This is a genomic window from Bradyrhizobium sp. Y36, assembly GCF_002531575.1.
GTDB lineage: Bacteria > Pseudomonadota > Alphaproteobacteria > Rhizobiales > Xanthobacteraceae > Bradyrhizobium.
This window is the reverse complement of the sequence record NZ_NWTI01000006.1, coordinates 138281-161881: the sequence shown is the minus strand read 5'-3', so window position 1 is coordinate 161881 and position 23601 is coordinate 138281. Positions and strand designations below refer to the sequence as shown.

The 23601-nt window shown below is 65.1% G+C and carries 25 protein-coding genes; 4 read left to right on the top strand and 21 right to left on the bottom strand.

Features of this window, described 5'->3' with window-relative positions; translation table 11 throughout:
* The first annotated feature begins 113 nt into the window (after positions 1-113).
* A complete protein-coding gene (locus CO669_RS13265) occupies positions 114-1382 on the top strand; it encodes a serine hydrolase domain-containing protein (RefSeq protein ID WP_097660247.1) in 1269 nt (422 codons plus the stop codon).
* A 64-nt stretch (positions 1383-1446) separates the two neighbouring features.
* Here the strand turns inward: CO669_RS13265 and CO669_RS13260 are convergent, their stop codons facing one another.
* Positions 1447-2334: a dienelactone hydrolase family protein gene (locus CO669_RS13260; RefSeq protein WP_097660246.1), complete on the bottom strand. Its 888-nt coding sequence runs from the start codon at positions 2332-2334 to the stop codon at positions 1447-1449.
* Here CO669_RS13260 and CO669_RS34990 point away from each other — a divergent pair.
* Together CO669_RS34990 and CO669_RS13255 are read left to right on the top strand one after the other, a co-directional pair.
* A complete protein-coding gene (locus CO669_RS34990; RefSeq protein ID WP_143278665.1) occupies positions 2315-2677 on the top strand; it encodes a hypothetical protein in 363 nt (120 codons plus the stop codon). The genes CO669_RS13260 and CO669_RS34990 overlap by 20 nt on opposite strands.
* 408 nt (positions 2678-3085) lie before the next feature.
* On the top strand, positions 3086-3664 hold the full coding sequence (locus CO669_RS13255; RefSeq protein ID WP_097660245.1) for a MarR family winged helix-turn-helix transcriptional regulator: 579 nt from the start codon (positions 3086-3088) through the stop codon (positions 3662-3664).
* A 15-nt stretch (positions 3665-3679) separates the two neighbouring features.
* Here CO669_RS13255 and CO669_RS13250 read toward each other — a convergent pair whose 3' ends face one another.
* On the bottom strand, positions 3680-4639 hold the full coding sequence (locus tag CO669_RS13250; protein WP_097660244.1) for a hypothetical protein: 960 nt from the start codon (positions 4637-4639) through the stop codon (positions 3680-3682).
* Between the two features lie 818 nt (positions 4640-5457).
* Between CO669_RS13250 and CO669_RS13240 the strand changes: the two genes are divergently transcribed.
* The gene (locus CO669_RS13240) at positions 5458-6228 is read left to right on the top strand and encodes a response regulator transcription factor (protein ID WP_198964009.1); all 771 of its coding nucleotides are present in this window, start codon (positions 5458-5460) and stop codon (positions 6226-6228) included.
* 419 nt (positions 6229-6647) lie between these two features.
* On the opposite strand, the gene CO669_RS13235 is transcribed toward CO669_RS13240, so the two are convergent.
* From CO669_RS13235 to fliF, 19 genes are all read right to left on the bottom strand, one after another.
* Positions 6648-7106 (bottom strand): hypothetical protein, encoded by a 459-nt coding sequence (locus CO669_RS13235; RefSeq protein WP_097660242.1) that lies wholly within the window; start codon positions 7104-7106, stop codon positions 6648-6650.
* Entirely contained in the window at positions 7103-7615 is a 513-nt protein-coding gene (locus CO669_RS13230; protein WP_097660241.1) for a flagellar biosynthesis protein FlgN, read from the bottom strand. Before CO669_RS13230 ends, CO669_RS13235 begins: the two co-directional genes overlap by 4 nt.
* A 43-nt stretch (positions 7616-7658) precedes the next feature.
* Positions 7659-8138, bottom strand: coding sequence for a rod-binding protein (locus tag CO669_RS13225; RefSeq protein ID WP_198963991.1), 480 nt, complete (start codon positions 8136-8138; stop codon positions 7659-7661).
* Entirely contained in the window at positions 8135-8554 is a 420-nt protein-coding gene (locus CO669_RS13220) for a hypothetical protein (protein ID WP_097660423.1), read from the bottom strand. The genes CO669_RS13225 and CO669_RS13220 overlap by 4 nt, the downstream gene beginning before the upstream one ends.
* A 5-nt stretch (positions 8555-8559) precedes the next feature.
* Positions 8560-9312: a flagellar biosynthesis protein FliR gene (gene fliR / locus CO669_RS13215; protein ID WP_097660239.1), complete on the bottom strand. Its 753-nt coding sequence runs from the start codon at positions 9310-9312 to the stop codon at positions 8560-8562.
* On the bottom strand, positions 9309-11390 hold the full coding sequence (gene flhA / locus CO669_RS13210; RefSeq protein WP_097660238.1) for a flagellar biosynthesis protein FlhA: 2082 nt from the start codon (positions 11388-11390) through the stop codon (positions 9309-9311). The genes fliR and flhA overlap by 4 nt, the downstream gene beginning before the upstream one ends.
* A gap of 78 nt (positions 11391-11468) precedes the next feature.
* A complete protein-coding gene (gene fliQ, locus CO669_RS13205) occupies positions 11469-11735 on the bottom strand; it encodes a flagellar biosynthesis protein FliQ (RefSeq protein WP_027572776.1) in 267 nt (88 codons plus the stop codon).
* A complete protein-coding gene (flgD, locus tag CO669_RS13200; RefSeq protein ID WP_097660237.1) occupies positions 11732-12154 on the bottom strand; it encodes a flagellar hook assembly protein FlgD in 423 nt (140 codons plus the stop codon). Before flgD ends, fliQ begins: the two co-directional genes overlap by 4 nt.
* A gap of 14 nt (positions 12155-12168) precedes the next feature.
* Positions 12169-12579: a flagellar biosynthesis repressor FlbT gene (flbT, locus tag CO669_RS13195; protein WP_097660236.1), complete on the bottom strand. Its 411-nt coding sequence runs from the start codon at positions 12577-12579 to the stop codon at positions 12169-12171.
* The gene (gene flaF / locus CO669_RS13190; protein WP_198963990.1) at positions 12579-12923 is read right to left on the bottom strand and encodes a flagellar biosynthesis regulator FlaF; all 345 of its coding nucleotides are present in this window, start codon (positions 12921-12923) and stop codon (positions 12579-12581) included. The genes flbT and flaF overlap by 1 nt, the downstream gene beginning before the upstream one ends.
* A 53-nt stretch (positions 12924-12976) precedes the next feature.
* Positions 12977-14023: a flagellar hook-associated family protein gene (locus tag CO669_RS13185; RefSeq protein WP_097660234.1), complete on the bottom strand. Its 1047-nt coding sequence runs from the start codon at positions 14021-14023 to the stop codon at positions 12977-12979.
* Between the two features lie 3 nt (positions 14024-14026).
* On the bottom strand, positions 14027-15502 hold the full coding sequence (gene flgK, locus CO669_RS13180; protein WP_097660233.1) for a flagellar hook-associated protein FlgK: 1476 nt from the start codon (positions 15500-15502) through the stop codon (positions 14027-14029).
* A gap of 34 nt (positions 15503-15536) precedes the next feature.
* Positions 15537-16766, bottom strand: coding sequence for a flagellar hook protein FlgE (locus CO669_RS13175; protein ID WP_097660232.1), 1230 nt, complete (start codon positions 16764-16766; stop codon positions 15537-15539).
* 115 nt (positions 16767-16881) lie between these two features.
* Positions 16882-17463, bottom strand: a complete 582-nt coding sequence (locus CO669_RS13170; protein WP_097660231.1) for a transglycosylase SLT domain-containing protein — start codon at positions 17461-17463, stop codon at positions 16882-16884.
* Positions 17414-18757: a flagellar hook-length control protein FliK gene (gene fliK / locus CO669_RS13165; protein ID WP_097660230.1), complete on the bottom strand. Its 1344-nt coding sequence runs from the start codon at positions 18755-18757 to the stop codon at positions 17414-17416. The genes CO669_RS13170 and fliK overlap by 50 nt, the downstream gene beginning before the upstream one ends.
* Complete coding sequence (locus tag CO669_RS13160; protein ID WP_097660229.1) at positions 18754-19932, bottom strand: chemotaxis protein; 1179 nt, start codon at positions 19930-19932, stop codon at positions 18754-18756. Before CO669_RS13160 ends, fliK begins: the two co-directional genes overlap by 4 nt.
* Complete coding sequence (locus tag CO669_RS13155) at positions 19929-21263, bottom strand: MotB family protein (RefSeq protein WP_097660228.1); 1335 nt, start codon at positions 21261-21263, stop codon at positions 19929-19931. The genes CO669_RS13160 and CO669_RS13155 overlap by 4 nt, the downstream gene beginning before the upstream one ends.
* Positions 21264-21269: 6 nt before the next feature.
* The gene (locus CO669_RS13150) at positions 21270-21953 is read right to left on the bottom strand and encodes a hypothetical protein (RefSeq protein ID WP_097660227.1); all 684 of its coding nucleotides are present in this window, start codon (positions 21951-21953) and stop codon (positions 21270-21272) included.
* Positions 21950-23578: a flagellar basal-body MS-ring/collar protein FliF gene (gene fliF / locus CO669_RS13145; protein ID WP_198963989.1), complete on the bottom strand. Its 1629-nt coding sequence runs from the start codon at positions 23576-23578 to the stop codon at positions 21950-21952. The genes CO669_RS13150 and fliF overlap by 4 nt, the downstream gene beginning before the upstream one ends.
* Between the last annotated feature and the right edge of the window lie 23 nt (positions 23579-23601).

Here is a 23601-nt window from a genome sequence, read left to right as displayed (position 1 = left end):
GCGCCGGCGCCTCCCAGACATGCCGGCCGCGCGCTTGACTTCGTCGCAGCGCGGTCGTGATCTAGGCATCGAGCGAGCCGGCGCCTAACGAGCTCGCGTCCTGGGAGGATGCCATGAACAAGACGATCGCCATGATCGCGGCGGCGGCGGCCGTCATCACGCTCGGTGTGGCGCGCGCCGCACCGCTGCCCGAAGCCAACCCCGACGATGTCGGCTTCTCCAGGGAGGGCCTCACCCGTCTCGACGATTTCTTCGCACGCGAGATCGCAGCCAAGCGCGTCCCCGGCGCGGTCGTCGCCATCGCGCGTGACGGCAAGCTGGTGCACTACAAGGCCTATGGCCTGCTTGCCCCGGACAAGGGCACGCCGATGCCGGTCGACGCGATCTTCGCACTGGCCTCGATGACCAAGCCCATGGCGGCGGTGGCGGGCCTGACGCTGATGGAGCAGGGCCGGCTGCCGCTGCAGGCCAAGCTGTCGAACTACTATCCCGGCTTTGCCGACATGAAGGTCGGCGTGACCGAGGCCAACGGCTCGCTCAATCTCGAGCCGCAGGCCTCGCCGATCTTCATCCACGATCTCTACCGGCATACGTCGGGATTGATGTATGGCGGCAGGCCGGACTCATCGAGCCCGGTGGCGCGGCAATATCCTGACGGCACAGCGCCGGCGATCGAAGGCGACACCCAGGCCTTCATCGATCGCATCACAAAGCTGCCGCTGGCGCATCAGCCGTCGACCGAGTTCGAATACGGCTTCTCGATCGACGTGCTCGGCGCGGTCGTCGAGAAGGTGAGCGAGCAGAAGCTCGGCGACTATCTCGCCGCCAATGTCTGGCAGCCGCTCGGCATGAAGGACGCCACCTTCCATCCGACCGACGCGCAACGCCCTCGCCTCGCCCGGCCCTTTGCCAACGATCCGCTGACGGGCAAGCCGCAAACCATCAAGCTGCTGGACACGCCGACCAAGTTCGACTGCGGCGGCGCCTGCTCGTTTGCGACGATGGGCGACTACGTCCGCTTCGGCCAGATGCTGCTCAACGGCGGCGAGCTCGACGGCCAGCGCATCCTCTCGCCCAAGACCGTGCACCACATGACGACCAATCATCTCGGTCCCGAGATCAAGAACAACGTGGCGAATATCGAGCCGCATCGCGCCGGCTTCGGCTTCGGCCTTTCGGTTGCCGTCCGCACCGGCGAGGGCCTGTCGTCGGTGCCCGGCAATCCCGGCGAATTCACCTGGAACGGCGCTTACGGAACGCAGTTCTTCTGCGATCCCAAGGAGCGTCTCGTCGTCGTGGTGGGAACGGCCGCGCCCGGCGAGCTCAGGAAGTACTATCGCGAGCAGGTGCAGGACATCGTCTATGGCGCGATGACGAAGTGAGGTCGGCACGCCGACAAGAAGAACGGGCGGCCGCTTCGGCCGCCCTTTCGTTTTTGACCCGGCGTCAGCTCAGGACGCCATATTTCCTGAACCAGGCCTCGGCCTGCTTCCAGGCATCCTCCGCCGCATCCTTGCGGTAGCTGCCGCGGTAATCGGCGTGGAAGCCGTGCGGTGCTTCCGGATAGATCTTGAATTCGGCCGTCTTCTTGTTTTCCGCCAGCGCGGCCTTCATCTGCTCGACCTGCGCGACGGGAATGCCGGTATCGGCACCGCCGTAGAGGCCGAGCACCGGCGCCTTCATCTCGGGCGCAAGCTGCATCGGGCTCTTCGGCCACAGCGGATTGGCGGGATCGACCACCGTGCCGTAGAAGGCAACGCCGGCCTTGAGCGTGCCGCTGTGGGCGGCATATTCCCAGACCGTGCGCCCGCCGCGGCAGAAGCCGATGATGCCGAGCTTGGCGGTGTCGCCACCCTGCGATCCCGCCCAGGCCACCACCGCGTCGAGATCGGACAGCAGCTCGGCGTCCGGCTTGGCGTTGACGATCGGCAGCAGGTCCTTGACGTCGGTGATCTTGGTGAGGTCGACGCCCTTGCGGAAATAGTAATCGGGCGCGATCGCGAACGCGCCGAGCTTGGCGAGGCGCCGCGTCACGTCCTTGATGTATTCATGCAGGCCGAAAATCTCCATCGCCACGATGATCACCGGCGCCTTGGTGTTGCCGGCAGGACGGGCGAAATAGGCGGGCATCTCTTCGGAGCCGACCTTGATCTTGGCCTCGCCGACCTGGAGACCATTGCTGTCGGTCGTGATCGGCTCGGCGCGCACGGGGCCGGCCGCAAGCGTATAACCGGCCGCCACGGCCGCAGTGGCGCTCATGAATCCGCGGCGCGAGACCGGGGCGACTTTCGTCAGCCCGACGACGTCGGACGTCATGGTGGTTTCGAAGCTCATCGATCTATCCCTTCCTGCTGCGCATGGTGGTTTCTCCCTTCGGCGAGGCATTCGCCAATACTTGCCGGCGAAACGCAAATCACCAGCCTGCGAGCGCGCGTGCCTCCAAGCCGCTCCCTGCCGCTGTTTCACCGGCGCCCTCTCCGGCATCGGGCCGATGGCGACGAGGCTGACCACCGCCGCCGGCGAAATCGCAGAACGCGTTGCCGACGATGGCTGCCAATGCCGCACGTCCAACCTTGAACGGCGCGGCTTGCTCGATTCCGATCGACGCTTTGACATTCCCTTGATGCTGATATGCGGACTTAACCGTCTAGCTGCATTGCATCGCAACATCCATTAACCCAGAAAGATGGTTCTCTTCGCGGCTCGCCACACCGCCGTTCGCTGCAGGCAACGCGCATGTTCGCGCATTCGCCCCGCCCACCTGCAACAAATGGGCGCCGCGGCGACCACAGTGACACATCATGTTGCTTGCGCCGCGCGATTCCCCGCCATTCGCGTGCGCGCCGTCGTCATTTGATTGAAATTTTCAGATGAGTTGAGTCGTGCGGTTTACTCGAACTTTCTTTCTGACCCCCTAGTTCCACGGCCGGAAGTTTCCTTCTCTGGCAGGGAAGAGCTTCTCCTCACGCGGCAGTCCTCCGTCCGGCAATGGACGAAGGGTCGCCCCGGGGACTTCATTCCCGTCCGCCCAGATTGCGCTACCCAAGGCTCAATTGAATAAAGCTTTATCCGATCCGGAATTGAAATGAATTTGGCTCGTGAATCGATTGAACTGTTGGAGCAGGTCGCACGCATCCTGTGGTTCGAAGGCACCAAGCATGGCTTGCGCGACCGGGAGTGGATGGCGCTGAGATTTCTCGCCCGTGCCAACCGCTTTTCCCGAACGCCTTCGGCGCTCGCGAGTTACGTCGGTACCACGCGCGGCACCGCCTCGTTCATCATCGGGGAGCTCGAGCGGCTCGGTTATATCGAGCGGAAGCGTTCGGCGACGGACAAGCGCTCGGTGATGCTGAGCGTGACGCAGCAAGGCAAGAAATTCCTGGTGCGCGACCCCGTCAATGTTCTCGTCGAGGCGATTGCCGGGCTCGACGACGAGGTCAAGATCCGCTTCCGCGACACGTTCCGGCACGTGCTGGATCAGTCCGACGCAGCCGAGCAGCGCCACCACACCGACGTCTGCAAGCGATGCATCTTTCTCCGGGAAGAGCGCACCGGTACGGACAGCAAGGCGACGGCCGAGTTCAGCTGTCGCCTGTTTCGCTCGCCGATCGCGGAGGCGGAGGTCGATCTGCTATGCACCAGCTTCGAGCATCATCGCCAATAGACGACGGCGCGCGCTTCAGGGCGCCGCCTTGCGTGACGAATAGACGACGCCGCCGCTTGTCTCGACAACCAGACGCCCGTTCTCGCTCCTGATCTCCTCGATGCGGCCGAGGCCGGGCACCTGCTGTCCCAGCACCGCCTCGATGACGCCGTTCGGGCTCTGCAGGATCGCAATTCCTTCATAGGCCTGGCGGACGGACCAGCCCTTGATCACCTTCCGCGGTGCCGACGTCCGTTCGGACGGCGCGACCGAGCCCGTGAACTCGGGCACCGCAACCGACGCCATCATTGCCCCCTGCTGCGACGACGGTTGCGATTGCACTGTTGCAGGCACGGGCGCCGGCGCCTGGACCTGCACCTGGGCGAGCTTGTCGAGCTTCGCCGTCGAGGACGAGCTCACCCGCTCGATGCGGTCCAAATTCTCGGCGAACCTGCCGAAGCGGTCATTGGTGGCCTTGCTCGACTGATCGACCGCGGTGCGCAGGCCGTCGAGATTTTCCGACACGCCCGACACCTGCTTGCGAAGCTGCGCGACGGTCTCGCGCAAGATCCTGATCTCCGTATTGGCCGCGACGCTGTTTTGCGCGGGCTGCGTGGTGGTGAGATAGGCGATCACGCCGGTGCAGGCGCAGACCACGAGGATGGCGGCACCCGCCAGTGTCGCGAGCGGCACAACCCAGGTCGGACGCGGCGGCGGCGGCTTGGCCACGATCACGGCCGGCTTCATCACGGTCTGCGGCGGCTTGGGGATCGCCATCTTGTCGAGACGCGCCTTGGCGCGAATACGCTTCAGCCCTTCGAGCGCTTCCTTGGCGAGAGCTTCGTCGCTTGCCGCGGCCGACGCACGCTTTGTGCTTGCTGCAGGCCTGGTCGCGTGCGCCGTATTGTCCTTGATATCGCGCGGCTCGGGAGCCGGCTTTGCCGTCGCGGAAACATCAGCGGTCGCGTTGGGACGAGCTTGTCCATCGGACAACATGTGAAAATGCTCCGTTCGGTTCGATCTATCGAACGATGACGTTATTTGTCGAAGCTTGCCTGAAACGTGCGCACCTGAAGATTTTCATCGCGCAAGATGCGACGTCGCACGCGTCAATCGCGTCACGCACGTGGCGAGAGTGCGACTCGAAAGACACACCCTCGCCAAGATTTCGCCAAGCTGGAGTCTCGCCGCCACACATGAGTCGAATTGTCGCATGTGGAAAAGCAAGGATCCAAGTCAATCCCGGGTTGAAAACCCCGCGGTTTGCATGACCCGCGGCACCGCTTGAAACAGCTGTAATTGTACGGGGATACGGAACTTTAGAACCATCACCGTGCAAAACTAGTTCGGATGCCAAATCAACTGATGCGATCGAATATATCAAGAAACAACCTGAAACGAATCAACAGCATCAAACACACATAGCAATCGCTTTCTTTCGCACGCTTGATCGGAAATCGGCAATCGTTACGGTCCTATCAAGTGATTCTCGCCAGTTGGCGAGGAGATCGACAGAGTTTCAGTAGCGTTCGAACGCGATGAGCAACGTGGCGCAACTGTTCTAGGTCGTTTCTCAATTCGCTCCGCAAGGTGATCCGTAAGACACCCGCCGAGCCTCACACAGTAAGCGTTCAGTATCGAGTCGAAGTAGCAGGCCTGCGTAACGCAGGCACTGAATGCGTAGGGCTGCCCGCGAATATCGAAACCATAACAACGGTTCGCGGGAAGGAATGTCGTCAAACAGCACGTTGCCGAGCCGGCGCATCACAATAACCAACCGGCCGCAACAAGTGCGAAACAGGGGCGAAAGACTGATGTATATTATCGTTGATGATCGCGAGAGCGTCGCGAACAGCTACGTCGGAGGGCTGGTTCGCGAAGGCGTATCCTCGATCGGATTCTCCTCTGGGGAATTCTGGGACTGGCTGCAATCCGCGAGCGAGTCGGATCTGGCAGCGGTCGATGCCTTCCTCCTCGGGGATTGCGATGCCCGCGGAAGCCTGCCACGGGCCATGCGCAAGCGTTCCGCGGCTCCCATCATCGCCATGAGCGGCCAGAAGATGCTCAAGAACACGCTCGAGCTGTTCGAATCGGGCGTCGACGACGTCGTGCACGTGCCGATCCACCTCCGCGAAATCCTCGCCCGAACGGCCGCGATCGCGCGCCGCCGGGTGGGCGAGCTGCCGAGGCCTTGCGAGAACAGGATCCAGGTCTTCTTCAACGGCCGGGACCCCGAGATCGCGGGCCATGCCCTCACCCTGCCCCGCCGCGAACTGCGCATTCTCGAATATATGGTCAGCAATCACGGCAAGTGGATCACCAAGACGCAGATCTTCAACGCGGTCTACGGCATCTTCGAATCCACGTTCGACGAAAGCGTGATCGAGAGCCACGTCAGCAAGCTGCGCAAGAAGCTCCGCGACCGCCTCGGCTTCGACGCGATCGTGGCCCGGCGCTATGTCGGCTACCGCCTCGACATCCCAGCCGGCGACACGATCGACGAGCCGATGCAGGAGCTCGACGAGGTCGGCATTCTCCTGAACCGGACGCACGCCGTCCCGGCCGCGTACCCCGCCGGAAACTGACAAGGCAGGCACCTGCTACCAACAGGCAACGGCCTCCGCGAAGCTGCTTCGCGGAGGCCGTTGCACGTTTGGCGGAAGGAACGTGGGATTAGCCCCGCTTCGCGCCCCCGATGACGCTGCGTCCTCTCCCAGCAAGCTGCAGAAGCAAGCCCATATGGGCGCGATTTCGCCTGTGGCCATCCTTCGAGACGCCCGCCGTTGGCGGGCCCTCGGGATGAGGACCAAGGGGTGCGGCACCAGTTTCAAAGAGCACCGATGACACATAGCCTCATCCTGAGGAGACCGCGAAGCGGTCGGCTAAGGACGAGGCGTGCACTCAGCTCACGCAAAGCGCCATATGCGATTGCACTCCCCACAAGAGGAGGGACGGAGAGCGCTGCTACCGGCCGGGATCAATAGACGCCGGCCGTCGCCGCGCTCTACGGCTTTTGCTGGAATTCTTCCTTGGAGACGTAGTTGAAGTCCTCGACCAGGACGTCCTGGACGACTTCAGCCTGCATGCGCTCGTTGACGCGTTGCTTGATGGCCGTGGTCAGGATGGAGAGGTCGTAACGGGCGAGCTTGCGGAAATCGAGGCGGTCGTCCGCATAGATCCTGCGGAAGGCCTCGTCAACGACGAACGGCTCCGGCGGAACGTTGAGCTGGTGCATGGTGCGCGCCTCCACGGTGTAGACGAAACGCGCGACGATATAGCCCTGCACGCTGCCGTTCTCGACCATCGGCACGCTCAGCGCCCGCGTCTTCTGGTATTGCAGCCCGTCGAGATATTCGTCCTTTGCCGGCAGGAGGCTGCCGTTCTCCTTCCAATAGGCCACCCCATAGCTGGTGCCCGCGGTGAGGATGCAGACCCAGAGCCCGGCCAACACCAGCCTGATCATTTTCCGTCCTGCGCTGTGCGACCGGTATAGGTGCCGTCCGACTCGGCCTCCTTGATCGCCTTGACGATGATGCCGGCGACCTCGCGCACCGCGTCATAGTGCATTTCGAGGACCGAGCGATTGCGCTCGAGCTTCTCGCGCAGCCGCTGAATCTGCTCGGTGACCTCGACTTCGCCACCGAGATGCATCCGCGCCCGCATCAGGCGGACGAATTCGAGCATGCTCCGGCTCTTGCGCGCGCTGAAATCGTCGAAGTCGATCTTCTGCCCCGTGGTGAGCGCGACCGTCTCCTCCTCGACGATGCCCTCGAGCCGGCGGATTGCGGCCAGGAGGCCGCGCACCTCGTCCGATTTCGCCGCGTCCGCGCCGTCGATCACGGCCTCGGTGCCCGCGATCGGCAGCAGTACGGGCAGCAGCGCATCGTCGGCCGCCGCTTCCGTCATCATCAATTCGGTGTCCGTGACCGGCTGCTCGATCACCACGGCCGCCGCGCCTTCTTGTGCCTGCATAGGAAATTCACCCCTCAACGTCTGTCACCCATTCCTCGGATCGTCATCCGGCCTTGTCTGCGGCGTTCGATGCCGGCGGATGCGCGGCGGCGAGCCGCTCGGCGATGCCGATGCCCTTGCCCTTCGCCAGCTGGCTGCCAAGCTGCTCCGCCAGCATCGACTTCCACACGCCGCCCGCCGTGCCCTTGCCGAACACTTCCTCCGAATCCTTCGGGAGCATGGTCTCGACGAAGGTCTGGAGAATGAATGCCTCGAACTTCCGGTACACCTCGCCGGAAGCCGGCGCCTTGATCACCCGGACCGGCGGGCCGTTCAGCGCATCCGATTGCGCCTCTGACGCTTTCGCCGCGGATTGCTCGGCGCTCGCCGCCGCAGCCTTGCCGACCTCCGCATCCATCGTGGCGGCGAAGTCGGCGCCGGAGGATTTCAGCGCATCGAGCTTCGCGGTCGCCGCGCGCTGCGTCACGGGATCGGCGGCCTCGAGGACGTCGAGAACGAGGTCGGGTGTCGCTGTCACGATCATGGCTTGTTCCGGTTGGCTGGCGGCGGCATCCACGCGCGCACGGCAGGGTTTATTCCCGTAATCTCCTCGAGGGAGCGCTTCTCGGCGTCGCGAAGCTTCTCGGCCAGCGCCGCCTTCGCGACCTCCTCGAGCTGCTTCACGCGGCGGTTCTCCGCACGAACCTGGTCGAGCTGCTGCGCGGCCTGCGCCTGAACCACACGCGCGCCGACGCTCGTCCTGTTCAAGCGCCGCGCGATCGATTCGCTCGACGAGCCTGCCGGCGGCGCGCCGTCGTTCAGGGCGCCTACCAGCCATTCCTGCTCGTCCTGCAGGCTTCTCTCCTGCTGCCGCAGTTGCGCGAGCTTCCATTCGGACAGCCGGAGCTGGAGCTTCACGAGCGAGACCATCCGGCCGAGCTTGTCCGCGCGCGAGGCCATGCCGGTCACTCCGCCAGCCAGGACGAGACGCCGAGCATGAATTGCGTCAGCAACTCGTCGCTGGTGAGGTAGAGCAGCAGGAAGCCGCCGAACAGCACGAAGGGCACGGAGATGAAGTAGACCGGAATCGCCGGCGTCAGCTTGTTGATCAGGCCGACCGCCAGGTTGACGATCACCGAATAGACGATGAAGGGGCTGGTGATCCGCAGGGTCAGCACGAACGCTTCCGACAGGCGGCCGACGAGCTGGTCGAGCGCCATGCTGCCGCCGATCCTGCTGCCGGGCTGCCAGACGTCGTAGGAGTTCATCAGGCCGCGCAGGACCTGCCAATGCTGGTCGGTCATGAAGAACAGCGTAGTGACGGCCGCCATGATCAGCGGCACCAGGGCCGGCGCCGGATCGGTGTCGCCGACCGGCGTGCCCGGAATGTTGCTGAGGCCGATCGCGCTCGCCATCACGGTCGCCATGGTCTGAAGCGCGAGGAAGAACACGCGCCCGCCGAGCCCGATGACGCTGCCGACCAGAAGCTCGGAGCAGATCAGGAGCGCCAGCGTCAGCGGGGCTGCGTTGTCCGTGAGAGGCTTCAGGACCGCGATCAGGATCGGCGCCAGCGCGAACGTCGTGACCAGCGCCACGAACAGGCGGACCTGGGCGGGGACGTTGACGCTGGAATAGCCGGGCACCAGCATCAGACAGGCGCCGATGCGGCAGAACACGATGAACGTCACCAGCACGCTGTCGGCAAGGCCAGAGATCACGAGATGGCTCCGAGTGCCCTGATCTCGGCGCTGCGCGCGACCTCGACATGCGACAGGACCGGCAATGTCGGGAACACCCGCTCCAGGATCATCCGGACATAGGGGCGCGCCTCGGGAGTCACCGCCAGCACCACGCTGGTGCCGTTCTCGGTGAACTTGCGGATCGCAGCGCTGGCTTCCGTCGCGAACTGCTCGATCAGGCGCGGATCGGCGTCGAACTCGACGACATCGCCCTTGGCATCGCGCTTCAGGCTCTGGTGGAACGCGAGGTCCCAGCGGTTGCCGAGACGGACGACGTTGAGCACGCCGTTGTCGGAGAGGTCGCCGCAGATCTGCTGCGCAAGCCGCGTCCGCACATGCTCGGCGACCTGCTCGGAGCGCCGCACATGGGGCGCGATTTCGGCGATGGCTTCCAGGATGAGGTGAAGGTTGCGAATCGAGACGCGCTCGGCCAGCAGGATCTTCAGGATCGCCAGCAGGCCCGAATAGGAGATCTGCGACGGGCAGAGATCCTCGACGAGACGCTTGTATTCGGGATCGAGCCGGTCGAGCAGCGCGCGCATGTCCTTGTAGGACAGGAGCTGGGCGAGGTTCGCCCTGATCACCTCGCTGAGATGCGTGAGCAGCACGGAGAGGTTGTCGACGGGCTTGCAGCCCTGCCGCTTGACCTCGTCCGTGAAGGCCTCCGTCACCCACAACGCCTTCATGCCGAAGGCGGGCTCGATCACCTCCTCGCCCGGCACGTCCGGCTTGCCGTCCTTGTCCACCAGCACGAGCACCTCGCCGAGCCTGAGCTCGCCATGGGCGACGCGGGTGTCGTGGATGCGGATCTGGTAGCCCTTGGGGTCGATCGACAGATTGTCGGAGAGCTTGATCTCGGGAATGACGAAGCCGTACTGCTTGGCGAACTTCTTGCGGATCTTGGCGACGCGGTGGGCGAGTTCGGTGCGCGAGCCCAGGAGATGGACCGAGAGATGGCCGCCGAGCGCCAGCTCGATCTCGGCAGTCTTGAGCTGCTCCTTGACGGATTCCTTGGCCTCGGCCTGGGCGCGCTCGTCGGCCTTGCGCGCATCCTCCTTCTGCTTCAGCGCCGCCTGCTGCTTCGGCAACGAGTAGCCGACGAAGGCCATGAGGCCGCCGAGCAGCACGAAGGGCGCGAACGGCAGCCCCGGCATCAGGGCGAGCACGAACATCATCAGCGCGGCGGCCGACACCGCGCGCGGATAGCCGCTGAGCTGGCGCAGCACGGCCTGCTCGGCCGATCCTCTGGTGCCGCCCTTGGAGACCAGCAGGCCCGCGGACAGCGACACGATCAGCGCCGGCATCTGCGACACCAGACCGTCGCCGACGGAGAGCTTGGTATAGACGTCGGCAGCGCGCGACAGGGTCAGCCCGTGATGGGTGACGCCGATGATGATGCCGCCGAAAATGTTGATCGCGGTGATGATCAGCCCGGCGATGGCGTCGCCGCGCACGAACTTCGAGGCACCGTCCATGGCGCCGAAGAACGCGCTTTCCTCTTCGAGCTCGCGGCGCCGGCGCTGAGCCTCCTTGTCGTCGATCAGGCCCGCCGACAGATCGGCGTCGATCGCCATCTGCTTGCCGGGGATGGCGTCCAGGGTGAAGCGGGCGCCGACTTCGGCGATACGCGTCGCGCCCTTGGTGATCACGACGAAATTCACCGTGACCAGGATGGCGAAGATGATCAGGCCGATGACGAAGTCGCCGCCCATGACGAATTTGGAGAAGCCGGCGACGACGTGGCCGGCGGCCTGTTCGCCCTCGCCGCCCCGCGACAGGATCAGACGGGTGGTCGCCACGTTCAGCGCCAGGCGCAGGATCGTCGCGATCAGCAGCACGGTCGGGAAGGCCGAGAAGTCGAGCGGCCGCTGGATCCACAACGCAACCATCAGGATCAGCGCCGACAGCGCGATCGAGAATGCGAGGCCGAGGTCGATCAGGATCGGCGGGATCGGCAGGAACAGGATCGTGAGCATGGCCACGATGCCGCCTGCGAAGAAGGCGTCGGCCCCCAATCGTCGGGGGGTCGGCAGGCTAGCAGCTAACGTATCGGCCATGGGTCACCGGCAGAGGGGTCCGCCCCCAATCTGCCGTGCAAAGCTTACGCGGGGATGGTGGCAGATCGCCGGCGCGGATCAGAAGCCGTGCTCGATCCGCGAATAGACCATCTCGGTGAAGGTGGAGAGATGCGCACCGATGAAGGAGCCGGAGACGGCAACGACCAGCAGGATGACGATGATCTTCGGAACGAAGGTCAGCGTCACCTCCTGGATCTGGGTCAGGGCCTGGATCAGCGCGATCACGGTGCCGACCAGCATCGCGGCGCCGACCGCAGGCCCGGAGGCGACGATGATGGTCCAGATCGCCGCCTGGACGATATCGAGAGCGTCGCGTTCGTTCATGACTGGCTGATCGTGAGGCCGGGTCCGACCGCGACCTTGGTGCCGTCCTGGAGGGTCGCGATGGAGCCGTCGCTGTTGATGGCGACCGAGACGACCTTGCCGCTGAAGCTGGCGCCGGTGGAATCGGTGAAGCTGACGGTCTTGCCGATCAGGCTGTTGGCCTGGGATAGGGACTGCGATGACAGCAGCGCGTCCAGCTTCGAATTGGTCTGCATCGCCTGCTCGACCGTCGAGAGCTGGGCGAACTGGCTCATATATTGCGAGGTGTCCATCGGATTGGTCGGATCCTGGTTCTTCATCTCGGCGATCAGGAGCTGGAGAAACGTGTTGTAGTCGACACCGGTGCTCGACGTCGTCGTGTTGGATCCGGTCGAACTGGTCGACTTGCTCGTGCTATCGGTTGCGCTGGTGACGTTCATCTGTCTCTCCGCTGTCAGGCAGCCTCGACGGGGGTAATGGTGGCCGCGCCGGCCAGGATCGCCTGCTCCACGGGGAACAGGGCCCGAATCCGCTTGAGCGCCTCGAAGTAACGCGTCGCCTGAACCAGCTCGCCGACCGCGCCGAGCCCGTCCAGCATCTCGCGGCTCTCGCACACGGCACACAGGGCCGCGTGATGCTGCGCGTACAGCGCCGCGGCGTCGCGGATGTCGGTCGGGTTCATCAGCATGAGCTGGACGATGAAATAGAGCTGCCGCAGCGCCGTGGTGGCGTCGGAGGCCTGCATGACCTGCCCTTCGAGCAGGAACATCACGTCGTTGACGAGCTCGACGGAGACCTTGCGGTCCACGCGCAGCACCGCGCCGTTGATGTAGATCCGTTCGCCCGCCCGCAAGGAGACTTTCATTAAAGCGCGTCTCGGATCAGGCGGTTGATTTCGATGAGCTGGATCACGTCGTTCGATCTCTCCTCGCGCAGGCGATCGGCTTCCTTGACCACCCACAGGCCGATCGAGATGATGTCGGCGCGCAGCTTTTCCGGCAGTCCGTTTTCCGGATGGGAGAGATCCTCGATGAAGATCGTCCACAGCCGCCGCACATAGAGCAGGCTCTCGACCAGGTCCTCGAGGCTGAAGCGCCCTCTCTGGAGCCGCTCGAGCCGGTCGATGCCGAGGCTCAGCGCCTGCCGCTCGCGCCCCCGCGCCTCATAGCCACTCTCGTCGACGACCGCTTCATAGGCTTCAAACGTCATCAGAACCACTCTGCGCAGGAGACCGAATAACAGGACAAGGTGCGAACCAGACCCTAGAGATAGTTGATGAGGCTGATCTGCTGGAGCTGCGAGGTGAGCGCGAGCGCCGTCTTGATCTGGGTCTGCAAGGTGTTGACCCGGACCGAGGCCTCGGTCGGGTCGACCGCTTCCAGCTTGACGATCTGGTTGTTGAGGATGTCCTTCTGGATCTTCAGCTTCTCGGACGCCCCGGTAACCCGCTGCTGGATCGAGCCGACGGTGCCGCCGAGAACGGCGAGATCGTTGATCGCGCCGCTGACGAGACCGATGGCCTTGTCGACGACGACCTGGAACGTGTCCTTGCTCAGGCTGGTGTTGCCGAGGTCGGTGAGCATGGTGTAGGCCTCGGCCAGCTTGCGGAAGCCGGGCTGGTTGGCGCTGACCGAGCTGTCGACGACCTCGGTCGTGGAGATGCGGCTCGACAGCGTCTGGTCCGTGGCCGACGACCAGTTGGTGTTCCAGGCGGGGCTTGCGAACTCCGGATCGAAATTGGTGTTGAGGAAATTCTGCATCTGCGCCGGCGTGATCGTGCTCACGCCCGGCGCGGACTGCGAGAAGCCGAAGGTCGCCAGGAAGTCCGCATCGACCTGGTTCTTGCTGGTCGATCCGGCGGTGTAGTTCGTAACAGGCACGGTCTGCGTATTGATGCCGCCGAACAGATAGGAGCCGTTGTAGGAGACGTTGAGCGCGCCGATCAGGTCCTGGAGGTTCGCGGACGCGCTCGGCATGATGATCTTCGCGCCGCTGTCGGCGTCGCGGGCCGCGATCAGGTTCTTGAGGAATTCCGAGGCGGTCGTGCCGAGCTGGGTGATCCGGTTCTGGGTCACGTCGAGACGCCCGGACACCAGCTCGTTGGTGTCGACGAGCTGGTCGGCGAAGTTGAAATCGGCCCGCAGCGCCACGTCGCGGCCCGTTCCCGTGCCGAGCTCGAGGCCCACATCGGCGAAGCGGCCGGTGGTCGCTTCCTTCGAGGCCTTGGTCAGCGCGCTCTGGTTGTTCGTGATCGACGACCTCAACGACGACGACAGCATCAAGGTCGAGATGTAGTTCGCGCTCATCATGACTTAATTCCCCACGGCAGCCAGCAGGCTCTGCAACATCTGGTCGACGGTCGAAATGATCTTCGACGAGGCCGAGTAGGTGCGCTCGACCTGGAGCATCAGCGACATCTCGTCGTCCATGTTGACGCCGGCGACGTTGGACAGCGCCGCGGTGCTGCGGTCGAGCAGCGTGTTCTGGTACTGGACGCTGTCGTCGGCGGCCTTGCGATGGCTTTCGATCCAGCTCGCCGACGACGAGGCGAACTCGATCACGCTGCCGCTCGGCTTGCCTTGCGCGGCGACGTCGAACGGCTGCGGCGCGTTCATGTTGTCGATCAGCTGCTGCAGCCGGGTCGAGAAGCCGGCGTTTCCGGTCGTGTTGTAATTGTAGGCGGCACTGCCACTGATGGCGCCGTCGCGCAGCAGATTGGGGTTGCCGCCCGCGGCCGGGTCGACCGATGCGGCAACCGAGATCGTGCCGGCGAGACCGACCGAGATCGTGGCGCTCGCGGGCATCGCGGGCGAACCGGGATAGGTGAAGAGGCCGGGCACGTCGGGCAGTGCGGCGCCGGACTGATCGACCTCCTTGAAGGCGTCGATCAGGCCGCGCGCGACTTCGTCGAGCTGACTCTGATACGTCACCGTGTCCTGGTCGCGCAGCTGGGCCAGGCCGGCCAGCTTGCCGGATTTCAGCGGCATGACGGAATTGGCGCCGGTCACGGGCACGCCGTCGATGAAGACCGCATTGCCGGTGGTGCCGGCCGTGTAGGCGTTGGTCGGCGCAAAGCTCACCGTCCGCGCCGTCTTGTCGAACAGCACGACGCCGCTGTCGGTATAGAGCGCCGCATCCCCATTGGGACGCAGCGACATGGTGACGCCGAGCTCCTGCGATAGCTTCGAGACGATGCTGTCGCGCTGGTCGAGATAGTCGGTGACGTCGTCGCCGGTGATCGTGCCCTTCACGATCGCGGTGTTGACGGTCTGGAACTGGGTGAGGAGCTGGTTGATGTTGGTGACCGACGTCGTCATGTCGACGTCGGCCTGCTCTCGCACCGACTGCACGGTCTTGGTGGCCTGGTTGAGCGCGGTCACCATGTCCTTCGCGGACGTCACGGCGGCTTGTGCCAGGGTCGCATTGTCGGTGGAGTTGGCGTATTGCTGCAGCGCCTGCTTCAGCTTGTTGAGCTGAGCAGTGGGCGACTGTTCGAGCTCGGGATCGTCCACCGTCGATGCCGCGATCTTCTGCAGGCCGTCATAGATCACGCTCTGCTTGGCCGACGACGACGTCGCGACCAGAACGTTGTTATAAAGACCGGAAGAGGCTGCACGCTGGATCGCCGCGACGTAGACGCCGGCGCCGGGAAAATTGTCCAGCATGGTGAGCTTGCGCGAATAGCCGGGGGCACTGGCCCCGGCGATGTTGCGCGAGATCGTCGCCGACTGGATGCCCGACGCCATGAGCGAGGAGCGGGCGGAGTTGAGGGCGCCGGTGATGGACATGAAGTGCTCTTACCCGAGACGAGCGCTGAGGAATTCAGCGCTTCAGGTTGACGACGACGTCCAGCAGGTCGGCACCGGTCTGGAACGATTTCGAGTTGGCGGTGAAGCCGCGCTGGGCCTCGATCATCGAGGTCAGCTCGTCCGCGAGATCGACGTTGGAATCTTCCAGTGCGCCGGATTTCACGGTGCCGAGACCGCCCTGGCCGGCGAGGCCGACCTGCACGTTTCCGGACTCGAGGTTGGGCGAATAGACGTTGCCGACCTCGGGCGTCAGATGGTCCGGGCTCGGCACGGTGGCGAGCGCGATCTGGAAGCTCGGCAACGTGGTGCCGTTCTTGAGCACGGCGGTGACGATGCCCTTGTCGTCGATGTTCACTTTTTCAACCGCGGACGGAGCGTTGCCGTCGACCGTCGCCTTGAAATCGAAGGCGGCAGCGACCTGGGTCATGGCCGACATGTCGATGTTAAAGGCGGCCGAACCGCCGGGGATCGCGACCGAGAGCGAGGTCGGGCTCGCCGCGGCGAGCTTGCCCTTGCCGGTCGCGGTGACGTCGAAGGTGAACGTGGTGGTGGGACCTGGCGTCGTCAACTGAGTTGCGCCGTTGTAGACTTGGATGTCCCAGGTATTGGCGCCCGTCTTGGCGGCGTAGACGTCGAGCGTCACGGCATTGCCGATGTTGTCGTAGGTCACCATCGACGTCTTCGACGTGTAGTTGGCGGGCCCCGCCGGGGCTGCAATCGCGGTCGCGCTGGGATCGAGGTTGGCAGCGACGGTCGCCTTGGTGGACGGCGCAGCCTGCAGCGCCATCTGGTTGACGTTGATGACCTGCAGACCGCCGAAGCCGTTGGCGGCGACGGTTGGCGTTGCGCCGTTCGCGATGTTGTAGCCCATCAGCTGGAAGCCGGCGGTGTTGACGAGGTTGCCGGTATTGTCGGGCACGAACGCGCCGGCGCGGGTCAGGAAGTTGTTTCCGTTCGCGTCCTGCACGACGAAGAAGCCGTTGCCCTGGACGGCCAGATCCGTCGTCGACGTCGTGAAGTGGTAGTTGCCGGGATCGGAGATGGCGTAGCGGACCGTGGTTTCGACCGCGCCGGAATCGTAATTGCCGGAGCCGCTCTTCAGGATCAGCGAGGAGAATTCGGTGGAAGCCCGCTTGTAGCCGGTCGTGTTGACGTTGGCGATGTTGTCCGAGACCGTCGACAGCTTGTTGGACTGCGCGTTCATTCCGGAAACACCGGTGCGCATAACACCATACAGGCTCATGAAGGGGGCTCCTTTGGTAGGTTGCAGCTACAATGGGGGGTCTTGCTTGCGCGGGGCTGATGATTGGCGACGATGCACAACTTGTCGTCGTGGCATCGCTCTTCGGTTCGTCACGTCATGTTGTCTTCGGCTGACAGAACGAGCGCGCCTTGTCGGTCCACGCGCCGAAGCCGCTGGAGACGAGATGCGCGACGATGTGGCAGACGTAGCGCTTCTGCGCCGGCTGGTTGTTGGGGCCGGCATTGTAGCGCGCGACCGCCATGGTCCAGCTGCCCTCGCGCTGCTTCAGCTCCTTGAGGAAACGCGCGGCATAGTCGACGTTTCGGGCGGGATCGAACATCGCCCGCACCGACGTGAACTTGTCGCCGTGGAAATGGTGGTTGATCTGCATGCAGCCGAGATCGATCAGCTTGATCCCCTTGCCGCGGATCGCCTCGAAATTCGCCATGGCGTCGTCCAGGTCCTTGGCGAACACGGTCTGGCCGTCGGCCCCGAGCGCGTAAGGATGCAGCGCGCCGCGCCGCCCGGTCTCGGTGAGGCCGACCGCGTAGAGAATGCCGAGAGGAATCCCGTGCTGCTGGGCCGCGCGCGCCATCTCGCGCTCGCAGGGGCGCGTGCTGTCGGTCGCCGCCGTCGCGGTGCCGGCATTACAGATAAACAGGGCCGCGGCGATTCTGCTGGCCCAATTCCTGGTCATGACGCGTCTCCTGATTGGACTGGCGCTCCTGCCTTGCCTGCCTAGCGCCACCGTCGGACTGCCCCGACGAGGTGCCGGCGCCGCCGAACGTTCCTTGCGACTGCGACGACGGCTGCTGCTGGCCCGAGAACTGCGGCTGCGACTGGCCGGAGCCGCTCTGGAATCCGTCCAGCGAGCCGTGCTGCACGGGCGCGACGTCGGCGACGTAGCCTGCCGACTGCATGAGATCGCGGATCGAATCGCGCTGCTGGTCCAGCATCTGGGTGGTGTCCTTGCGCTCGGCCGCAAGATGGATGGACACTTCGGTGCCGACGAGACGAAGGCGCACGGTGACGTTGCCGAGCGCGGGCGGCTCGAGATTGATGGTCAGGATCTTCAGCGGCTGATCCGGCGCATTGGTCTGGGACGCCGTCAGATCGGGCGCGGCGGAGGCCGCAGGGCTTGCGGACTCCTTCAGCTCGGCGACGACCGCGTTGGCGACCTGCTGCGGGGCGCTGAACTGCGCCGGAGGCAGGTGGGTCTCCTGCTGGACCACCGTGACCTTGGTCGTCTCGGGCAACGCGTCGCGCCCCGCGGCCTTGGCCGCGCGCTCGACATTGGCCGTGACCGCTTCGAAACCTGGTGTCTCGGGCATCGCGCCCGACGGCTCGGCGTCCGGTGCAGGCAGGGATTGCGGCGCGGTCGCGACCTGCGAAGCCGCGGCGCGCGGCCGCGCGGCAGCCGGAGCATCATTGGACGGGGCGGTCTCGGTCGTGGCCGCCGCCTTCGTGCCCTGAACCTCGCGCTTCGTGGACGACCGCTCCTCGCGCACGGGCGCGTCCTTGTCGGCCGACTGCAATTGCATCTGCGGCTTCACGGCAGGGGCGGCGGCGATCTCCTGTCCGATCGCCACGACGGCATTCGATGGGGCCTGAACGTCCGCCTTGGCGGCATGATCGACGTGGCGATGCTTCTCCGACGGCTTGTCGGCCGTCTTGTCGGACGGCTCTTCGCTGGACTTTGCGTGCTCAGACGCTGCGGCGCGCTCCTGCACCACCGCGGTTTTCGGCTTCTCCGCCTCGCCCGAGTGAACCAGACGCGTGCGCAACGTTCCGGGCTTTGCCGTCGTCTCGCTGCCGCCGTCGTTCAAAGCCTGCTTGGCGAGGTTCGAGACGGTATGGAGCAGGTCGTTGAACGAGGAGCTTGACTGAGACTTGCCCCCGGCGCTCTTGGCCGAGCGCGACGTTCCCCGCATGTTGAGGCTCTCGGCAAGACCCGAGAAAAGCTGTCCGGAGGTTCCCGTGAGCTTGGTCATGGACGGCGATCCCTGGTGAAGAGTTCGAGCTCGCGGAGCTGCTTCTGCGCGCGCGCGAGCGTCGCGGTTGATGTCGCCAGATCGAGGCGCGCCGGCGTCACCGGAGGCTTGTCGGTCGCGGTGGCGGATCCGCCCGGAAGCGGCTTGCGAATGTCCAGCGCGAGCTGCACCGTGGCGTTGAACAGGGGCACGTCGCGCTCGGGCAGCTTCGACCGGTCGACCGCCTTCAACTCGGCGAGGCCGCCGTCATATTCGTCGGCGAGCGCTCGCGCGGCGCCACGGAAGAAATGCGCCCGTTCGCGATCCGCCGAGGCGTCAGCGCTGAGCGTCAGCGCCCGTTCGCCGGCGAGCCGCGTCACGGCCAGCTGTCCGCGCACCATCGCGGCGCGCGCGATCACCAGATAGAGCTTGAGGCGGCTTGCCCGATCGATCTGCTCCAGCAGGGCCGCGATCCGCGCGAAGCGGCGTTCGTCGAGCGCCAGGCTCGATTGCGTCAGACCGGTGGAGAAGCGCTGCCAGAAATCGCCGGCATAGATCGAGTTGCGGTAATGGCGGAGATAGGCCAGCGTCAGGAACTCGAACTTCTCGAAATCCTCCGCCTGCCCCACCAGCAGGATCTCGCGCCGCAGCGCCGCTTCCTCCACCAGCGTGCCCGGCAGCAGCAGGCGTGCATCATCCAGGCGCTCGATCGCGAGCGAGGCCTCGGTGCGCGCGAACAGCGCACCCTGGACCAGCGCGACTTGTCCGCCCAGGCCCGAGGACAGCGTCCGCGGCTTGACGTCCTTGAGCTGCTCCCGCGCCTCCTCCTGACGGCCCTCGACATAAGCAAGCGCGCCGTTGAACAGCCGCTCGTCCACGTTCATCTTGTCGCGCGGCAGCTTGCGGACGATTTGCGGCGCACCGCCGCTGAGCAGGTAGATGACGACGGCCTGGCTGTTCTGCGGATTGTTCCACACGGCGGGATCGGCGGCGAGAAACTTCTCGCCGATCTGCCGGATCAGCGCGATGTGGCTGCCATGCGCGGCGGTGTCGCCGTTGGCGATGCCGTCCTGCACCGCCTGCAACGCGCGGACGAGCTCATAAGGCTCGCCCGACTGACGCGCGGGTTGCGCAAGCCCGCGTCCCGCCGTGAACGGCAGGAGCAGCAGGGCGGCGCAGAGGAGCGACCTGATCAAGGGCGCTTCTCACGGATCAGGATCTCGATGCGGCGGTTCTGCGCGGCCGCGGGATCGTTCGGAAGCTTCGGACGCCGGTCGGCATAGCCTTCGACATGCTCTATCCGCTGAGCGTCGACGCCGGAGCGAACCAGCATGTAATAGGCCATCTGGGCGCGCGCGGTCGACAGCCGCCAATTGTCGTAATTCTCGGAGCGATACGGCCGATTGTCGGTATGGCCGCGGACGATGATCATGCCCTGGCGCTTCGTCAGCAGCGGCCCGATCTTGTCGATCACGCGGATCAGTTCGGGCCGCGGCTCGGCCGAGCCGACCGCGAACATGCCGAAGCTCGCATCGTCGGTCAGGCTGATCAGGAGCCCCTCCTCGACCTGACGCACCTCGGCCGCCGGGCCAGCACCCGCCTTGATGTCCGACAGCGCCTCCGCGATCGCGGACTGAAGCTGCTTGACGGTCGGCTGCTGGGTCTGCGCGGCATCGCGCGGCTCGTTCTCCTTCGCCGCATCGTTCGGACGTGCCTGCGCGGCGGCGTTGGCTTGAACCGTCGCTTGACTGTTCGCCTGAGCAGTCGCCTGAGCGCTGCCTTCGCGGGGCGATTGCGCCGGCGCGGGAGCCGGCGGCATCAGCGGCGACAGGTTCGCCGACGACGCATCCGCGTTCGAAGCCACGCTTCCGCCGGCGTCGTCCGCCTTGGCACGACGCGTCTGCTCACCTGGATTTATGGCGGCCGCGGCGTCCCGCGCGGACGCATTCGGCTTGGGCTCGCTTTCGATCATGCGATCGGCGTCCTTGGACGCTTGCGGCGCCAGCTTCCAATAGCCGGGATCGAACGGATCGCGATAGGCGTCGCCACCCTTGAGGCCATCCTCTTCGGCCGACGTCAGCGCGCCGGCGCGCCGCTGCCCCGAGGCCTGGTTAGCGCTGCTCGCGATCTCGGCGAGCGTTGCGTAGGGATCGCGGAACAGCACCTTCTCTTCGTAGAAGGGCGGCTTCTCGGCCGTCGGGGAATCGCCGCGCCGCTCCTCGCTCGGACCGGCCGGCTGCCGCCTGCCGTCCTGCCCTTCGAACGTCGTCGGCTCCTTCTTGGAGAGATCCTTCAGGCCCTTCGGAGCCGGCGCATTCTCCGCCAGCTTGATCGGGTTAAAATAGCTCGCAACGACCTGTTTCTGATCCTGGTTGAGCGCATTGAGCAGCCACATGACCAGGAAGAACGCCATCATCGCGGTCATGAAGTCCGCATAGGCGATCTTCCATACGCCGCCGTGATGCGCCTCCTCGGCGAAGGCGCTGCGACGGCGGACGATCACGAGCTCCTGCTTGACTTCTTCCATGGCGTATTACCGGCGCGCTTCCTTCAGGCGTTCGCTCCAGGTCGAGATCTGGGTCTCGATCACGGTCTGATCGGCGACGACGCGGACCTCGACGGTCTCGGCCGTCTCGTACGCGATGCCGGTGCGCCTGGATGCCTCGAGCTGGGTTCTCACGAGATCGAGCAGCTCGCTCGGGCCGGTGACCTTGAAGGCCGGCACCGACGAGTTACCGGTCAGCGCCGCAATCTGCTCGACAAGCGATCCGATCGCCTTGTCACGGACCGCGTCGGCGAGGAACGGCAGCAGGATCCGCGCGACGGAGCTTGCGATATTGGTCTCGATCTCGCGGCACGCCGCCTCGAAGCCACTGACGATTGCGACAGCCTGCTGGTCGGACCATTTGGCGCGCTCCTCGCCGAGCCGGATCGCGCTGCGGACGCGCTCCTCGGCAAGCTTGGCGTCGCCTTCCGCAGCGCCGGCGGCAAGGCCGCGCCGATAGGCATCCTCCAGCAGATTGACCGGCGGCGCTTCCGCCTTCGGCGGCGACGGGGGCTGCGGTTGCGGCTGAGCCTGAGGCTGCGGCTGAGGCTCGCGCGCGATCTCCTTCGGCCTTGTCAGCACGTCCTGGATCCTGGGCGGCGGAGGTGGCGGAGCCTTGGCCCGGCCGTTCGCGTCGAACTGAGTCAGGAGCTTTCCGATTGCCGCGTTCATGCCGCCTCCTCGCGTCGCATCCAGTCTTTAAGGATCGCTGCCGCCTGCGCCTGATCGAGCCGGACGATCTGCTCCAGCCGCTTCTGCGGCGTGCGCTGCATCTTGCCTTCGAGGTCCTCGACGAGGTTGAGCTCGGGGTCGTTGCTCTCGGCAAGGGCAAGGGCCGCAGCGGCTTCGAGCTCGGCGGCCTCGGCGGCCTCGACCTGCTCCTGCTCCGCGCGATGGGTCAGAATGCCGTTGACCGCCGGCCGCAAGCCGAACCAGACCAGCATCGAAGCAACCGCCAGGATCGTCACCGCGTTGATGACGCTGCCGAGCTGCTTGTTGATCATCTCGACGAAGCTGATCGGCGGCACCGGCGCCAGCTCGCGCGAGCCCTCGATGAAGTCGACGGCCGTCACCTGGATCTGGTCGCCGCGCGCCTTGTCCAATCCGCCGGCCGTGGCCGCGAGCTGGCTGATCTCGGCGAGCTTGCTGTCGACGATCGCCTGGTTGGTCTTGTCGCCGAGATCGGCGACCAGCCGCGCGCGATTGACCAGGACGGCGATGAAGAGCTTCTTCACCGAATAGCCGTCGCTCACCGTCGTGGTGGTCTTGGACGAGACCTCGAAATTGGTGACGTCCTCGCGGCGGGTCTTGTCCTCGCTGGAGTTCTTGCCGCCCCCGGCGTTCACCTGTTGATCGGGAAGGTTCTGCTGCACCGTGGTCGGGGTCGAGCGGTCGGCGTTCTGCGACGATTCCTTCTCGCGCACGTTCCGCACCGAACGCTCGGCACGGCTCTCGGGATCGTAGACGGTCTCGTTGATCTGCTTCTTGTCGGTGGAGAGCTGCGGGGAGACGCTGACCTCGAAATTGTCGAGGCCGAGATACGGCGTCAGCGCCTTGCGGATGTTTTCCTGCACCATGCCGCCGACCGTCTTCTGCAGGCTCGCCATCTTGGTCGGGGCGGCGCTCGCCTCGTCTTCTTCGGCGAGCAGCATTGAACCGTCGGCATCCAGCACCGTCACCTTGTCGCGGCTCATGCCGGGAATGGCGGCGGCGACGAGATGACGGATCGACTGCGCGGTGCGCGCCTCGATCGCCCCGTCGGTGCGCAGCACGACGGAGGCCGACGGCGGCTGCTGCGTCGCGCGGAACGAGCCGCGCACCGGCAGCACGATATGCACGCGCGCCGCCTTGACGCCCTTCATCAATTGAACCGTGCGCGCGATCTCGCCTTCCAGCGCGCGCAGCTTCGTCACTTCCTGCATGAACGAGGTCAGGCCAAGCGAGCCGATCTTGTCGAACAGCTCGTAGCCGGAATTGGCACTGGTCGGCAGCCCCTTCTCGGCGAGCAGCATGCGCGCCTGCATGGTCTGGCTCGGGCGCACCGAGAGCGCATCGCCCGCGGTGTTGACGTCGAAGGTGATGTTCTGCTCGCGCAGCGCCGCGCCCATGCGCGTCACGTCTTCGCGGGTGAGGCCGGTATAGAGTGTCTCGAACTCAGGACGGCTCAGATAATACGCGCCGCCGACGACGGTGACGAGAACGGCGAAGCCGATCAGTCCCAAGGCCATCAGGCGTCGCGGCCCAAGCTCCAGCAGATTGTTGAGCAGTTGCTGTATCTGCGCACGACTGAACAGCATATGACCTCGTACCAATGCGAACA

What these genes read in the sequence shown, in the direction of transcription:
- CO669_RS13265 (WP_097660247.1), top strand. Translation starts at nt 114, where the DNA reads ATGAACAAGACGATCGCCATGATCGCGGCGGCGGCGGCCGTCATCACG.
- CO669_RS34990 (WP_143278665.1), top strand. Translation starts at nt 2,315, where the DNA reads ATGGTGGTTTCGAAGCTCATCGATCTATCCCTTCCTGCTGCGCATGGT.
- CO669_RS13260 (WP_097660246.1), bottom strand. Translation starts at nt 2,334, where the DNA reads ATGAGCTTCGAAACCACCATGACGTCCGACGTCGTCGGGCTGACGAAA.
- CO669_RS13255 (WP_097660245.1), top strand. Translation starts at nt 3,086, where the DNA reads ATGAATTTGGCTCGTGAATCGATTGAACTGTTGGAGCAGGTCGCACGC.
- CO669_RS13250 (WP_097660244.1), bottom strand. Translation starts at nt 4,639, where the DNA reads ATGTTGTCCGATGGACAAGCTCGTCCCAACGCGACCGCTGATGTTTCC.
- CO669_RS13240 (WP_198964009.1), top strand. Translation starts at nt 5,458, where the DNA reads ATGTATATTATCGTTGATGATCGCGAGAGCGTCGCGAACAGCTACGTC.
- CO669_RS13235 (WP_097660242.1), bottom strand. Translation starts at nt 7,106, where the DNA reads ATGATCAGGCTGGTGTTGGCCGGGCTCTGGGTCTGCATCCTCACCGCG.
- CO669_RS13230 (WP_097660241.1), bottom strand. Translation starts at nt 7,615, where the DNA reads ATGCAGGCACAAGAAGGCGCGGCGGCCGTGGTGATCGAGCAGCCGGTC.
- CO669_RS13225 (WP_198963991.1), bottom strand. Translation starts at nt 8,138, where the DNA reads ATGATCGTGACAGCGACACCCGACCTCGTTCTCGACGTCCTCGAGGCC.
- CO669_RS13220 (WP_097660423.1), bottom strand. Translation starts at nt 8,554, where the DNA reads ATGGCCTCGCGCGCGGACAAGCTCGGCCGGATGGTCTCGCTCGTGAAG.
- flhA (WP_097660238.1), bottom strand. Translation starts at nt 11,390, where the DNA reads ATGGCCGATACGTTAGCTGCTAGCCTGCCGACCCCCCGACGATTGGGG.
- fliQ (WP_027572776.1), bottom strand. Translation starts at nt 11,735, where the DNA reads ATGAACGAACGCGACGCTCTCGATATCGTCCAGGCGGCGATCTGGACC.
- flgD (WP_097660237.1), bottom strand. Translation starts at nt 12,154, where the DNA reads ATGAACGTCACCAGCGCAACCGATAGCACGAGCAAGTCGACCAGTTCG.
- flbT (WP_097660236.1), bottom strand. Translation starts at nt 12,579, where the DNA reads ATGAAAGTCTCCTTGCGGGCGGGCGAACGGATCTACATCAACGGCGCG.
- flaF (WP_198963990.1), bottom strand. Translation starts at nt 12,923, where the DNA reads ATGACGTTTGAAGCCTATGAAGCGGTCGTCGACGAGAGTGGCTATGAG.
- CO669_RS13185 (WP_097660234.1), bottom strand. Translation starts at nt 14,023, where the DNA reads ATGATGAGCGCGAACTACATCTCGACCTTGATGCTGTCGTCGTCGTTG.
- flgK (WP_097660233.1), bottom strand. Translation starts at nt 15,502, where the DNA reads ATGTCCATCACCGGCGCCCTCAACTCCGCCCGCTCCTCGCTCATGGCG.
- CO669_RS13175 (WP_097660232.1), bottom strand. Translation starts at nt 16,766, where the DNA reads ATGAGCCTGTATGGTGTTATGCGCACCGGTGTTTCCGGAATGAACGCG.
- CO669_RS13170 (WP_097660231.1), bottom strand. Translation starts at nt 17,463, where the DNA reads ATGACCAGGAATTGGGCCAGCAGAATCGCCGCGGCCCTGTTTATCTGT.
- fliK (WP_097660230.1), bottom strand. Translation starts at nt 18,757, where the DNA reads ATGACCAAGCTCACGGGAACCTCCGGACAGCTTTTCTCGGGTCTTGCC.
- CO669_RS13155 (WP_097660228.1), bottom strand. Translation starts at nt 21,263, where the DNA reads ATGGAAGAAGTCAAGCAGGAGCTCGTGATCGTCCGCCGTCGCAGCGCC.
- CO669_RS13150 (WP_097660227.1), bottom strand. Translation starts at nt 21,953, where the DNA reads ATGAACGCGGCAATCGGAAAGCTCCTGACTCAGTTCGACGCGAACGGC.
- fliF (WP_198963989.1), bottom strand. Translation starts at nt 23,578, where the DNA reads ATGCTGTTCAGTCGTGCGCAGATACAGCAACTGCTCAACAATCTGCTG.